This window comes from Pantoea sp. V106_11, assembly GCF_029967885.1.
Lineage (GTDB): Bacteria > Pseudomonadota > Gammaproteobacteria > Enterobacterales > Enterobacteriaceae > Pantoea > Pantoea ananatis.
In genome coordinates, this window is record NZ_JASCAK010000037.1 from 605,141 (window position 1) to 618,471 (window position 13,331).

The 13,331-nt window shown below is 53.3% G+C and carries 12 protein-coding genes and 1 tRNA gene; 8 read left to right on the top strand and 5 right to left on the bottom strand.

Features of this window, described 5'->3' with window-relative positions:
- Positions 1-220 precede the first annotated feature (220 nt).
- The 7 genes from sufA to QLG08_RS21670 are packed head-to-tail and all read left to right on the top strand — an operon-like array spanning position 221 to position 6,839.
- Positions 221-595: a Fe-S cluster assembly scaffold SufA gene (gene sufA, locus QLG08_RS21640; protein ID WP_024471838.1), complete on the top strand. Its 375-nt coding sequence runs from the start codon at positions 221-223 to the stop codon at positions 593-595.
- A 7-nt stretch (positions 596-602) separates the two neighbouring features.
- Complete coding sequence (gene sufB, locus QLG08_RS21645) at positions 603-2,096, top strand: Fe-S cluster assembly protein SufB (protein WP_013025594.1); 1,494 nt, start codon at positions 603-605, stop codon at positions 2,094-2,096.
- A 46-nt stretch (positions 2,097-2,142) separates the two neighbouring features.
- The gene (sufC, locus tag QLG08_RS21650) at positions 2,143-2,889 is read left to right on the top strand and encodes a Fe-S cluster assembly ATPase SufC (RefSeq protein WP_013025595.1); all 747 of its coding nucleotides are present in this window, start codon (positions 2,143-2,145) and stop codon (positions 2,887-2,889) included.
- Complete coding sequence (sufD, locus tag QLG08_RS21655) at positions 2,864-4,141, top strand: Fe-S cluster assembly protein SufD (protein ID WP_014593600.1); 1,278 nt, start codon at positions 2,864-2,866, stop codon at positions 4,139-4,141. The genes sufC and sufD overlap by 26 nt, the downstream gene beginning before the upstream one ends.
- Complete coding sequence (sufS, locus tag QLG08_RS21660; RefSeq protein ID WP_041455905.1) at positions 4,141-5,364, top strand: cysteine desulfurase SufS; 1,224 nt, start codon at positions 4,141-4,143, stop codon at positions 5,362-5,364. The genes sufD and sufS overlap by 1 nt, the downstream gene beginning before the upstream one ends.
- A 21-nt stretch (positions 5,365-5,385) precedes the next feature.
- A complete protein-coding gene (sufE, locus tag QLG08_RS21665; protein WP_013025598.1) occupies positions 5,386-5,802 on the top strand; it encodes a cysteine desulfuration protein SufE in 417 nt (138 codons plus the stop codon).
- A 56-nt stretch (positions 5,803-5,858) separates the two neighbouring features.
- Entirely contained in the window at positions 5,859-6,839 is a 981-nt protein-coding gene (locus QLG08_RS21670) for a L,D-transpeptidase family protein (RefSeq protein WP_013025599.1), read from the top strand.
- A gap of 74 nt (positions 6,840-6,913) precedes the next feature.
- Here QLG08_RS21670 and QLG08_RS21675 read toward each other — a convergent pair whose 3' ends face one another.
- The 4 genes from QLG08_RS21675 to QLG08_RS21690 form a co-directional block, all read right to left on the bottom strand.
- Complete coding sequence (locus QLG08_RS21675) at positions 6,914-7,150, bottom strand: major outer membrane lipoprotein (RefSeq protein ID WP_006118977.1); 237 nt, start codon at positions 7,148-7,150, stop codon at positions 6,914-6,916.
- Between the two features lie 306 nt (positions 7,151-7,456).
- Positions 7,457-8,869: a pyruvate kinase PykF gene (gene pykF, locus QLG08_RS21680; RefSeq protein ID WP_013025600.1), complete on the bottom strand. Its 1,413-nt coding sequence runs from the start codon at positions 8,867-8,869 to the stop codon at positions 7,457-7,459.
- Between the two features lie 346 nt (positions 8,870-9,215).
- Positions 9,216-9,292, bottom strand: a tRNA-Val gene (locus QLG08_RS21685).
- A 153-nt stretch (positions 9,293-9,445) separates the two neighbouring features.
- Positions 9,446-10,819, bottom strand: coding sequence for an MATE family efflux transporter (locus QLG08_RS21690; protein WP_014605958.1), 1,374 nt, complete (start codon positions 10,817-10,819; stop codon positions 9,446-9,448).
- Between the two features lie 204 nt (positions 10,820-11,023).
- Between QLG08_RS21690 and QLG08_RS21695 the strand changes: the two genes are divergently transcribed.
- Complete coding sequence (locus QLG08_RS21695) at positions 11,024-11,695, top strand: riboflavin synthase subunit alpha (protein ID WP_072403922.1); 672 nt, start codon at positions 11,024-11,026, stop codon at positions 11,693-11,695.
- A gap of 281 nt (positions 11,696-11,976) precedes the next feature.
- On the opposite strand, the gene cfa is transcribed toward QLG08_RS21695, so the two are convergent.
- On the bottom strand, positions 11,977-13,125 hold the full coding sequence (gene cfa, locus QLG08_RS21700) for a cyclopropane fatty acyl phospholipid synthase (protein WP_024471835.1): 1,149 nt from the start codon (positions 13,123-13,125) through the stop codon (positions 11,977-11,979).
- Positions 13,126-13,331: the final 206 nt, after the last annotated feature.

Sequence of the window (13,331 nt, forward strand, 5' to 3'; positions counted from 1 at the left end):
AAGGTGCCATTTAAAAATTTACGATTTATTAACAGGTTACAGAACCCGAATTCAGCGGGCGCTCGCCGATGCAAGCCTGGCTGCAGCGACTATGCTTAAGAAACGAGCTGTAAAAATAGCATCTTATGATTATCCCTGCAAAACAAGAGGTTGAAGTGATTTGTCAGATCACTACCATAGGGGGATAGCCTGAAAAGGTCCGGACTCAAGAGGTATCAACATGTCATCCGTGAATGCAGACTCTTTCTCACCCGACGAGTATGTGTGGAAAGGGTTAACGCTGACTGAAACCGCAGCGAAACAAATTCTAAATCTGGCCGCAGAAAACCCAGAAGTCAAGGGCCTGCGTTTAGCAATTAAACAATCCGGCTGTGCCGGTTTTGGTTATGTAATGGATCTGGTGAAGCAGCCAGAAGACGATGATCTGCAGTTTAGCTACTACGGCGCAACCTTGTTTGTGCCGCTTCAGGCAATGCCGTTTATCGATGGCACCGAAGTGGATTATGTTCGCGAAGGCCTGAATCAGATTTTTAAATTCAATAACCCTAAAGCTCAGCACGCCTGCGGGTGCGGTGAAAGCTTTGGCGTCGAGTAAGTGAAATATGTCACGACACAGCGAAACATCTGACGATGTACAAATGTGGGAAGGTAAGCTCAATTATAAAGAGGGCTTCTTTACCCAATTGCAAACCGAAGAATTTGCCAACGGCATCAATGAAGATGTGGTACGGGCAATTTCGGCTAAGCGTAACGAGCCAGAGTGGATGCTGGAGTTTCGTCTTAAAGCCTTTCGTGCCTGGCTGGAAATGGAAGAGCCGCACTGGCTGAAAGCGCATTACGAAAAGCTGGATTATCAGGACTACAGTTACTACTCCGCGCCATCGTGCGGAAACTGCGATGACACCTGTGCGTCTGAACCGGGCGCGACCCAGGCATCGGGCAGCGCCCCGGCCAGTGATTATCTGACGCAGGAAGTTGAGAACGCGTTTAATCAGTTGGGCGTTCCGGTACGTGAAGGTAAAGAAGTGGCCGTTGACGCCATCTTCGACTCCGTATCCGTATCCACGACCTATCGCAGCAAGCTGGCCGAGCAGGGAATTATCTTTTGCTCCTTTGGCGAAGCGATCCACGATCATCCAGAGCTGGTGAAAAAGTACCTGGGTACCGTGGTGCCACCCAATGATAACTTTTTTGCCGCGTTGAACTCTGCGGTAGCCTCCGACGGTACTTTCGTCTACATCCCGAAAGGGGTGCGTTGCCCGATGGAGCTGTCTACCTATTTCCGCATTAACGCTGCGAAAACCGGTCAGTTCGAACGTACGATTCTGATTGCAGATGAAGACAGCTACGTGAGCTACATCGAAGGCTGTTCCGCGCCCGTGCGTGACACCTACCAGCTGCACGCTGCGGTGGTAGAGGTCATCATTCATAAGAACGCGGAAGTGAAATATTCCACCGTTCAGAACTGGTTCCCGGGCGGTGAAGGCGAGGGCGGTATCCTCAACTTCGTCACCAAGCGCGCCTTGTGCGAAGGGGATTACAGCAAAATGTCGTGGACGCAGTCGGAAACCGGCTCGGCCATTACCTGGAAATATCCAAGCTGTATCCTGCGTGGCGATCACTCCGTGGGCGAGTTCTACTCGGTGGCACTGACCAGCGGACGCCAGCAGGCGGACACCGGTACCAAGATGATCCACATCGGCAAAAATACGAAGTCGACGATTATCTCTAAAGGTATTTCGGCCGGGAAAAGTCAGAATACCTACCGTGGCCTGGTAAAAATCATGCCCACGGCCACCAACGCACGTAACTTTACGCAGTGCGATTCCATGCTGATTGGTCCGGATTGTGGCGCGCATACGTTCCCGTATGTTGAAACCCGTAACAATACCGCTCAGCTGGAGCACGAAGCCACCACCTCACGTATCGGCGAAGATCAGATGTTCTACTGTCTGCAACGCGGCATCAGTGAAGAAGATGCGATTTCGATGATCGTGAACGGTTTCTGTAAAGACGTATTCTCTGAGCTGCCGCTGGAATTTGCAGTGGAAGCGCAAAAACTGTTAGCCATCAGCCTTGAGCACAGTGTGGGCTGATTGACGCCGTCACACGCGTTGCCGGAAGCAATGTGAAGGAATAAGCATGTTAAGTATTAAAGATTTACAGGTTAGCGTTGAAGACAAAGCGATTTTACGTGGTCTGAACCTTGAGATTAAGCCCGGCGAAGTTCATGCCATCATGGGACCTAACGGTTCGGGTAAGAGTACGCTGTCTGCGACCCTGGCCGGACGTGAAGACTATGAAGTCACCGGCGGTTCCGTAACCTTTAAGGGCAAGGATCTGCTGGAGCTGGAACCTGAGGAACGTGCAGGCGAAGGCATCTTTATGGCTTTCCAGTACCCGGTTGAAATCCCCGGCGTCAGCAACCAGTTTTTCCTGCAGACCTCCGTGAATGCGGTGCGCAAATACCGTCAGCAGGACGAGCTGGATCGCTTTGATTTCCAGGACTTCATTGAAGAAAAAATCGATCTGCTGAAAATGCCAGAAGATCTGCTGACGCGTTCCGTTAACGTAGGCTTCTCCGGTGGTGAGAAGAAGCGTAACGATATTCTGCAGATGGCGGCGCTGGAGCCGGATCTCTGCATTCTGGATGAAACCGACTCCGGTCTGGACATCGATGCCCTGAAAATCGTCGCCAATGGCGTAAACAGCCTGCGTGACGAAAAGCGTGCATTTATCATCGTAACCCACTATCAGCGTATTCTGGACTACATCAAGCCAGACTTCGTACACGTGCTGTATCAGGGTAAAATCGTAAAATCAGGCGATTTCTCGCTGGTGAAACAGTTGGAGGAGCAGGGCTATGGCTGGCTTACCGACGAAGAGTGATACCGCGCTGCAACAGTGGCACCACCTGTTTGAATCACGCGGTGAAATGCGTTCAATGCAGGCTCAGCAGCACTGGCAGCAGTTAATGCGTTTGGGCTTGCCCACCCGCAAACATGAAAACTGGAAATACACGCCGCTGGATGGCCTGCTGGCACATCACTTCGTGTTGCCTGAGGCGCACGAGCTCAGCGCTACGCAGGTTGATGCGCTGTCGCTCCCGCTGGATGCCGTACGTCTGGTTTTTGTCGACGGAAGATTCCAGCCTGGGCTGAGTAGCGGCGATACCGAACTGTTCGAGATTCAGCACAGCGTTGCGGCCGAGCGCCGCGACCTGCCTGCCGCCGTGCAGCCGGAGATTTTTCTGCACCTGACCGAAAGCCTGGCTGAAGAAGTCACGCATATTCGGCTGGCGCGTGGCAAGGCGGCGGCACGTCCGCTTTATCTGCTGCATATCACCAGCGGCAAAGACGACGGCATGAACACGGTTCATCATCGTCATCATCTGCAACTGGAAGAAAGCGCAGAAGCGGAAGTGATTGAGCACTTTGTCACGCTAAACGACAGCGCGCATTTTACCGGCGCCCGTTTCACCTTTGCCGTTGCGGACAATGCCAGGCTTCGTCACACCAAGCTGGCTTTTGAGAGCAGCAAAAGCTATCACTTTGCCCATAACGACATAGTGATCAACCGCGATGCGCAGGTGACCAGCACCAGCTTCTTACTGGGTGCTGGCCTGAGCCGTCACAATACCAGTACGCAGCTCAATGGTGAAAATACTCAGCTGTCCCTGAACAGCCTGGTGCTGCCGGTGAATCAGGAAGTGGCGGATACCCGCACCTATCTTGAACACAACAAAGGCCACTGCCTGAGTCGCCAGATGCATAAAACCATCGTGCGTGACAAAGGCCGTGCGGTGTTTAACGGTCACATCAAAGTCGCGCAGCACGCACTCAAAACTGACGGACAGATGACCAATAACAACCTGTTGTTAGGCCGTCTGGCGGAAGTGGATACCAAGCCGCAGCTGGAAATTTACGCGGATGACGTGAAGTGCAGCCACGGGGCGACCGTAGGCCGTATTGATGACGAGCAGATGTTCTACCTGCGTTCTCGCGGCATTGAACAGGACGCGGCGCAGACCATGATCATCCATGCCTTTGCTGCCGAGTTAACCGAAACGCTGGATAATCCAATTCTGCGCCAGGCTGTGCTGCAGCGCATCGCGCAGCGCTTCCCGGGAGGCGACTCATGATGAACTTCGATCTCGAGCGTATCAGGGCGGATTTTCCCATCCTGAAGCGTGAGGTCAACGGTCATCCGCTGGCCTACCTTGACAGCGCCGCCAGCGCACAGCGTCCTCTGTCGGTCATCAATGCCGAAAGTCATTTCTACCAGCACGGCTACGCGGCCGTGCACCGCGGTATTCACACGCTCAGCCAGCAGGCGACCAGCGATATGGAAAACGTTCGCGAACAGGTGGCACGTTTTCTCAATGCGGCATCATCGGAAGAGATTGTTTTTGTAAAGGGAACGACGGAAGGGATCAATCTGGTCGCCAACAGCTGGGGCGGCAGTCAGCTTCAGCCCGGTGATAATCTGATTATCACGCAGATGGAGCACCATGCGAATATCGTGCCCTGGCAGATGGTGGCAGAGCGCTGCGGTGCCGAGATCCGGGTGCTGCCGCTGACCGACAACGGTGAGCTGGCGCTGGACCAACTGGCTGGTTTGATCGACAGCCGGACCCGCTTACTGGCGGTGACGCACGTTTCAAACGTGCTGGGCACGGTTAACCCGGTGAAAGCGATCGTCGCGCAGGCCAGAGCGGCTGGCGTCGTCACGCTGATTGACGGGGCTCAGGCTGTGATGCATAACACCGTTGACGTGCAGGACATCGACTGCGACTTCTATGTCTTCTCCGCCCATAAGCTCTATGGCCCGAATGGCATTGGCGTACTTTATGGCCGCAAGGCACTTCTGGATGCCATGCCGCCATGGGAAGGCGGTGGCTCGATGATTGGTGAAGTCCTGCTGCCAACCGGCACCACCTGGAATACGGCGCCATGGCGTTTTGAGGCCGGTACGCCAAACACCGGCGGCATTATTGGGCTGGGTGCGGCGCTGGACTATGTGCAGGCGCTGGGTCTGGATACGATTCATCAGCGTGAAACCGCATTGATGAACTATGCCCTTGATAAACTCTCATCCGTACCTGATATTCAGATTTACGGTCCGCAGCAGCGCGCAGGCGTGATTGCTTTTAACCTTGGCAAACACCACGCGTTTGACGTTGGCAGCTTCCTTGATCAGTACGGTATTGCGATTCGCACCGGACATCATTGCGCAATGCCGTTACTGCGCCACTATCAGGTGCCGGCGATGTGCCGTGCTTCCTTCACCTTCTACAACAGTGAAGAAGAGGTCGATCGCTTGGCGGCCGGCCTGACGCGTATTCATCGTCTGCTGGGCGGTTGAGCAGAGTAAACGGAGTGATTAATGGCGACGTTGCCAGAAAAAGAGAAACTGGTGCGCAACTTCAACCGTTGCGCCAACTGGGAAGAGAAGTACCTCTACATCATTGAATTGGGTGCCAAACTTCCGGAATCATCTGAAACACTGCATCAGCCCGAACATGCCATTACGGGCTGCCAGAGCCAGGTGTGGATCAAGATGACACCGCAGGCAGATGGCACCATCGGCTTTGAAGGTGACAGTGATGCAGCCATTGTTAAGGGATTGATAGCTATCGTATTTAGTCTCTATCAAAACCTGCAGCCCGCTGACATTGTGGCGCTGGATGTGCGCCACTGGTTCAGCGAACTGGCCCTGGTTCAGCACCTCACGCCAACGCGTTCGCAGGGGCTGGAAGCGATGATTAAGTCAATTCGCCATACCGCTCAGAACCTCAGCTAAGATACACTTCAAAGACGCCATCCGGCGTCTTTTTACTATCTGACGAGAAAAACCGCATGAAACCTGCTTTGCGTTTAGCTGGTGCATTGCTGCTGACCTGTTTTGGGCTCTCTGCACCCGTTTTTGCCACGGAATACCCGTTACCGCCCGCCGACAGCCGCCTGATTGGTGAGAATGTGGTGACCCAGGTACCGGATAACAAACGTCCTCTTGAAGAGATTGCTGCGCGTTATCAGGTCGGGCTGCTGGGCATGTTGGAAGCGAATCCCGGTACCGATCCCTGGTTACCGAAACCGGGCACCCAGTTGACCATTCCTCTGCAGATGATTCTTCCGGACACGCCGCGTGAAGGCATTGTGGTGAACCTGGCCGAACTGCGGTTGTACTATTATCCAAAGGGCGAAGACAAGGTTATCGTGTACCCCATTGGCATTGGTCAGATGGGGATCGTCACGCCCATTATGGTGACCAGCATCAGCCAGAAAATACCCAATCCTACGTGGACGCCCACGGCGAATATCCGCAAGCGCTATGCCAAAGAGGGCATCACGCTGCCCGCCGTCGTGCCAGCAGGCCCGGATAACCCCATGGGGCTGCATGCGCTGCGTATGGCGCGTGGAACAGGCCAGTATCTTATCCACGGCACCAATGCCAATTTTGGTATCGGTATGCGCGTCAGTTCAGGCTGTATTCGTTTACGTACCGAGGATATCGAAGCGCTGTTCAATAGCGTGCCGGTAGGGACGCGGGTACAGATTATTAACCAACCGGTAAAGTTCAGCGTTGAACCGGATGGTAAGCGCTACGTTGAGGTGCATCAGCCGCTGTCACGTAATGAGAAGGAGGATCCGCAAACGGCTCCGTTAGCGCTCAGTGCGGACTTCAGATCCTTTATGAAGAGCGAGAAGAGTGACAGAGCGTTGATTAAAGCCACGCTGACGCGTCGCTCAGGCATGCCTGTGCTGGTCAGTGCGGGTGAGCCGATACAGGATGAGGCTGCGGCCTCTGCGTCATCCCAGCGCGCTGTGGGCGAGTAGGGTGGACGTCGTTATCCCGAACTGCAGACAAAAAAAATGGTGCCACAAGGGCACCATTTTTAAAACCAGAACTCTTACTTACGGTAAGAGTGAGCCTGGTTGTCCAGACGCTGGTTAGCGCGAGCTGCGTCATCTTTAGCAGCCTGAACGTCAGAACGCACTGCGTTCACGTCGTTGCTCAGCTGGTCAACTTTAGCGTTCAGAGTCTGAACGTCTGAAGACAGCTGGTCGATTTTAGCGTTGCTTGAGCAACCAGCCAGCAGAGTTGAACCCAGGATTACCGCGCCCAGTACCAGTTTAGTACGATTCATTATTTATACCCTCTAGATTGAGTTAATCTCCATGTAGCGTTACAAGTATTACACAAAGCTTTTTAACTTGAGAATAATTTTTTGATAAGAACATGCTTAAACATGATCGTTCGCTCAAAGAAGCAGCGAATTGAAGAACAACATAAAAAAATTTAGCTAAAACAGAGAGATTTAATCGGATTAACCTTAATTTGCAGCGCATTTTTATTGTCATTACGCGCTGGCTTTTTCCTGAATCTGTATTATGAAGACAATAAAAAAGCGCCTTTGAAGGCGCTTTTTAAAAAAGAGGCGTTAAACGCGATATTACAGAACGTGTACCGATGCCGTATTGGTCGTTCCGCTGGGTACCAGCGCACCTGAAACCAGCACAACAACATCACCTTTCTGAGCAAAACCGCTTTCCAGCGCCGCTTCTTTACCCAGGTGATAGAAATCATCGGTAGAGGCGATTTCGCTGACCATACGTGTCTCGATTCCTTTGCTCAGAATCAACTGGCGCGCCGTGGTGGCGTTGGTGGTCAGTGCCAGGATGGTTGCATTAGGGAAGTACTTACGCACGGCCTTAGCTGATTTACCGCCTTCTGTGGCGACTACAATCAGCGGCGCTTCCAGTTTTTCGGCTGTCTCAACGGCACCGCGGCAAACGGCTTCGGTAATGCGCAGCTTACGGCTGTCATTCTGTCCGTCGATGCGTGGCTTCATCACGCGGTCGGTACGCTCACAGATGGTCGCCATGATGGTGACCGACTCCAGCGGATAGCGGCCTTTCGCGCTCTCGCCAGACAGCATCACCGCATCTGTTCCATCCAGAATGGCGTTAGCCACGTCGCCAGCTTCAGCGCGGGTTGGACGCGGGTTCTTGATCATGGAATCCAGCATCTGCGTCGCGGTGATGACAACTTTGCGGGCTTTATTACATTTTTTAATCATCATCTTCTGCGCGAAGATCACTTCTTCAACCGGGATTTCAACACCCAGATCGCCACGCGCAACCATGATGCCGTCCGAGGCTTCGAGGATTTCGTCGAAGTTATTCAGGCCTTCCTGGTTTTCAATCTTGGAGATGATTTGAATGTTTTCGCCACCGTGCTGCTTCAGGTGTTCACGAATTTCCAGCACGTCTGAGCGTTTACGAATAAACGAGGCTGCAACAAAATCCACGCCTTGCTCACAACCAAAAATCAGGTCGCGTTTGTCTTTCTCTGCCAGGGCAGGCAGCTGGATGGAAACGCCAGGCAGGTTAACGCCTTTGTTTTCGCCCAGATCGCCGTTGTTCAGTACTTCACACACAACGCTGTTCTCAGTGACTTCGGTGACCTGCATGCCGATCAGACCATCGTCGACCAGTACAGTGTTACCAATTTTGAGATCGTTCGCGAAGCCTGAGTAGGTCACGGCAACACGCTCGTTGTTACCAATCACGCTCTGGTCGGTGGTAAAGGTAAAGGTTTGACCGGCTTTCAGTGACACATCGTTGCCACCTTCCAGCTTCATGGTGCGGATTTCCGGCCCTTTGGTATCCAGCAGGATAGCCGCAGGAATGCCGGTTTTTTTCGTCACGGCACGCATGTTGGTAATACGCTGACCGTGTTCTGCATAGTCACCGTGAGAGAAGTTAAGACGCATGACGTTCATGCCTGCTTCAAGCAGCTGAGTCAGCATCTCTTCGGATTCGGTTTTTGGGCCGATTGTACAAACGATCTTAGTCTTTTTCATGACGGGTTATCTGTAAGTTGTGATGGATGAAAAACAGGATTTCGATGACAGTGCACCGAAATGAGAACTCTGGTTGAAATCGAAAAGGGCAGTACAGGATAAGAATAGGTGACGAAGGCCAGGCGTGCAGGGAAGTTGCGTGGTTAGCTTGGTTAACCACCGGGACGTTGTTGCGCAAACAATCTTTATTATCGTCATAAGCACGTAGTCGCTGAAACCTTTCAAGTAGGACAACGCGGCCAGTATAATCACTAAGTATGCGAAAACCAATCGAAAAACAGTACGTAAAGGTAATGTAAATCAAGAAAAGGGTTGTTGCGCAAAAGAAGAAAGGACGTAAAAAGAGTGGTGCGCTCTAATGGACTCGAACCATCGACCCCCACCATGTCAAGGTGGTGCTCTAACCAACTGAGCTAAGAGCGCAACACGCTGTCAGGGCGACAGCGGGGACGAATATTAACGGCAGCGTAAGAGGCTGGCAAGGGGAAAAACGCAAATTTGCCAATGAATGAACATCATCTGCGCGATGCGCCGTTTTTTTGAACGTAACGGGCCTTTTCGGGCCCGTTCAGCGAGTTAGCGAGACGCGCGCGTAAGAATTAATTCCGCAGGAAGCTGCTGCAAACGTCGCACGCGCCACAGCATCATAACGGCGGCCGACGTCAGGCCAACGATAAATCCACACCAGAAGCCGGCTGGCCCCATGCGCGGCACCACCCAGTCGGTCAGTGCCAGGATGTAACCAGAAGGTAAACCCAGCAACCAGTAAGCGATAAAGGTAATGAAGAAAATCGATCGCGTATCTTTATAACCGCGCAAAATTCCGCTGCCGATCACCTGAATAGAATCTGAAATCTGGTAAATCGCAGCCAGCATCATCAGTTGCGCAGCCAGCGTGACCACCGCGGGATTGTCGTTATAAAGCTGGGCAATTTGATGGCGAAAGGTCACGGTAAAAATGGCCGTAATCACCGCCATGCTGACGCCAACGCCCTGCGCGGTCCACGCGGCGACCCGCGCCTGCTCTGTCGAACCCTGACCCAGCCGATAGCCAACGCGAATGGTGGCGGCAACGCCCAACGACAGCGGCAGGACAAACATCAGCGAACTGAAGTTCAGGGCAATCTGGTGCCCGGCGACGTTAACAATCCCCAACGGCGAGACTAACAGGGCCACCACGGCAAACAGGGTCACTTCAAAAAACAGCGCCAGCGCGACCGGCAAACCCAACCCTGTGAGACGTTGCAGGATAACGCGTGACGGCGCTGACCAGCGGCTCTCTACGCGAATGTCTCGCATACTGCGCATCCGTCGTACCCAAAAACGCATGCAGAAGAACATGGCCCAGTACACCGAGGCCGTCGCCACGCCACAGCCTACGCCGCCCAGCGCCGGCATGCCGAAATGGCCGTAGATAAAAATGTAGTTCAGCGGGATATTCAGCATCAGCCCAAGAAAACCCAGCACCATCGCGGGCTTGGTTTTGGATAGCCCCTCGCACTGGTTACGCATAACCTGAAAAAACAGGTAGCCTGGCGCGCCAAACAGCAGGGCATGCAGATAGCCCTCGGCCTTTTCTGCCAGCAGCGGATCGATATCATGCATCGAGCGGATAACATACCCGGCATTCCACAACACCAGCATGATGAGCAGAGAAAGGAAAAACGCCAGCCAAAAGCCCTGACGAAGTTGTTCAGCGATTCGCTCACGGCGACCTGAACCATTAAGTTGCGCAATGGTGGGCGTCAATGCCAGTAAAACACCATGACCAAACAGGATGGCGGGAAGCCAAATGGACGTGCCAACAGCAACGGCGGCCATATCCGTGGCGCTGACGGCGCCGGCCATAATGGTATCTACAAATCCCATCGCGGTTTGCGCCACCTGAGCCAGGATAACGGGGATCGCGAGGGCCAGCAATTGACGCGCTTCTGTTAAATACTTCTGCACGTAAACACCTGACTTATCTGATTAATAAAGAAATGAGGACTGCTTCAGACGAAGCAGGGCTTAGTGTAACTGGCGCGACCGATTTCTCCAATCTTTGTCACGCAATGCGTTTTGGACTTGTGCCGCCTGTCTCTCAGGCTGTTGAAACCTAACACTTAAGCATGGCTGTGTTAAACTGGCACAAATTTCGTAGAGGCAAAGACTATGTTTACCGGTATTGTGCAGGGCACCGCAGAAATCGTGTCCATTGAAGATAAAGGTCTGTTTCGCACCCATGTGGCCAGGCTTCCTGCTGACCTGTTGCCGGGTTTAGCGCTGGGCGCATCGGTTGCCCATAACGGTTGCTGCCTGACCGTCACCGAAATCAACGGCGATCTGGTGAGTTTTGACCTGATCAAAGAAACTCTGCGTGTGACCAATCTTGGTGATCTCAAGCAGGGCGATGTGGTGAATATCGAGCGGGCGGCAAAATTCAGCGATGAAATTGGCGGCCACCTGATGTCCGGCCACATCATGACCACGGCTGAAATCTGCAAAATTGTCCGCTCTGAAAACAACCGCGAAGTCTGGTTTAAAATTCAGGATCCTTTGCAGATGAAATATATCCTGCACAAAGGATTTGTGGGCATCGACGGTATCAGTCTGACCGTAGGCGACGTGACCAAAACAAAATTCTGCGTTTATCTTATCCCCGAGACGCTGGAGCGAACCACTCTCGGCGGCAAAACCTTTGGCGACAGAGTCAACATCGAAATCGATCCCCATACTCAGGCTATTGTGGACACGGTGGAGCGCGTCCTGGCCCAGCGTGAAGATGCCGCGCTCAGGGCACTGGCAGAGCAGGCCGATCAGCCCGAAACGGATCGGGATGAATAGCGGTAAATAACGCCAGCCGTGACCAAAGCGTTGCCCACAGGCCAGCAGGTTGCCGTGTCGCCCGCCGTTTTCCGGGACGACTGACGGCTGTGCAGTGTCAACCGCCCGGGCGAAGACGCCCGGCGCGAATGTGCTGCAGCCCTGGACTGCGGTTTAAGATCGCCATTTTCCCGTCTGCGAAGGTGGGGGCAGGCAGATAACGCGGCAACCGGGGTTACCGGCTGCCGTCCGCGTTCGGTCCGGACAGTATTGACCTTGCCACGGCGCGTCAACAGGCGCAATCATCGCGCCACCCGCAATCCCCCCTCAACGCCACGGCTGAAGACAACCTGCCAGAGCTGAATCTCACGGGCGCGAAACGCGCCGGCGCAGGCGTTCAGGTAGTAGGAGAACATGCGTCGGAAACGTTCTTCATAACGTCCGGCCAGGTCAGGCCAGGCACGCTGGAAACGCTCATGCCAGGCCATCAGCGTGGTGTCGTAGTCAGCGCCGAAGTTGTGCCAGTCTTCCATAATGAAATGCGGTTCGCTGACGTCGGCAATATGGCGTAAAGAAGGCAGGCAGCCATTCGGGAAAATATACTTGCCGATCCACGGATCGACGTGCATATCCGTTTTGAGCGCGCCAATGGTATGCAGCAGAAAAATCCCGTCTGGCTTGAGGTTGCGATTGACCGTGGCAAAGTAGGTTGGGTAGTTTTTCGGCCCCACGTGTTCGAACATCCCCACCGAGACGATGCGGTCAAACTGCTGATTCAGATCGCGATAATCCTGAAGCAGGATAGTGACATCCAGCCCTTCGCAGCGTTGCTGCGCCAGCTTTTGTTGTTCTGCAGAGATCGTCACGCCCTGTACGCTGACGCCATAGTTTCTTGCTGCATAAGCCGCCAGACCGCCCCAGCCACAGCCAATATCCAGCAAGGTCATACCGGGTTTCAGTTGCAGCTTGCGACAGATCATGTCCAGTTTGGCTTCCTGTGCCGCCTCAAGCGTCGTGGCGTCTTTCCAGTAGCCGCAGGAGTATTGCATGTAAGGATCGAGCATCAGGGTAAAAAGGTCATTACCCAGATCATAGTGCGCTTTGCCGACTTGCCAGGCCCGTTTTTTCGACTGCAGGTTAACCAGCCGGGCCAGCGCAATGCGCACGATATCCTGCACGTGATGAGGAAGCTGCTCATCAAGCTTATGTTTCAACGCCCGATGAAAAAACATATCCAGCCGCTCGCACTCCCACCAGCCGTCCATATAACTTTCGCCCAGCCCCAGAGAGCCCTTTTGCAGGACGCGTTTAAAAAAATCGGGATGTTTAACCTGAATGTCCCATGGGCGGGAACCGTTGATTTCGATGTCTGCTTTTTGCAATAACTCATGAACGATACGGTACCAATGGTTTCGTTCGATATTCACTTCTGCTACACATGTTGAACTCATAGCCACTCCATCACCAGAACTGTCAGAACCTGAGAAAGAGCAGGAGCCGTTTCTCAGGATTATGAGAAAAGTCACAGATGACGCCTTGCGCCAGACAACCTTAAGCGTACAGAGAAAGGGTGCAATGCAGGGGCCAGCAGAGTGCATTTGCCCACAAAGACACCTTCACAGCGATGAGGCTGCGTGAAACATTGTTATTATGATGG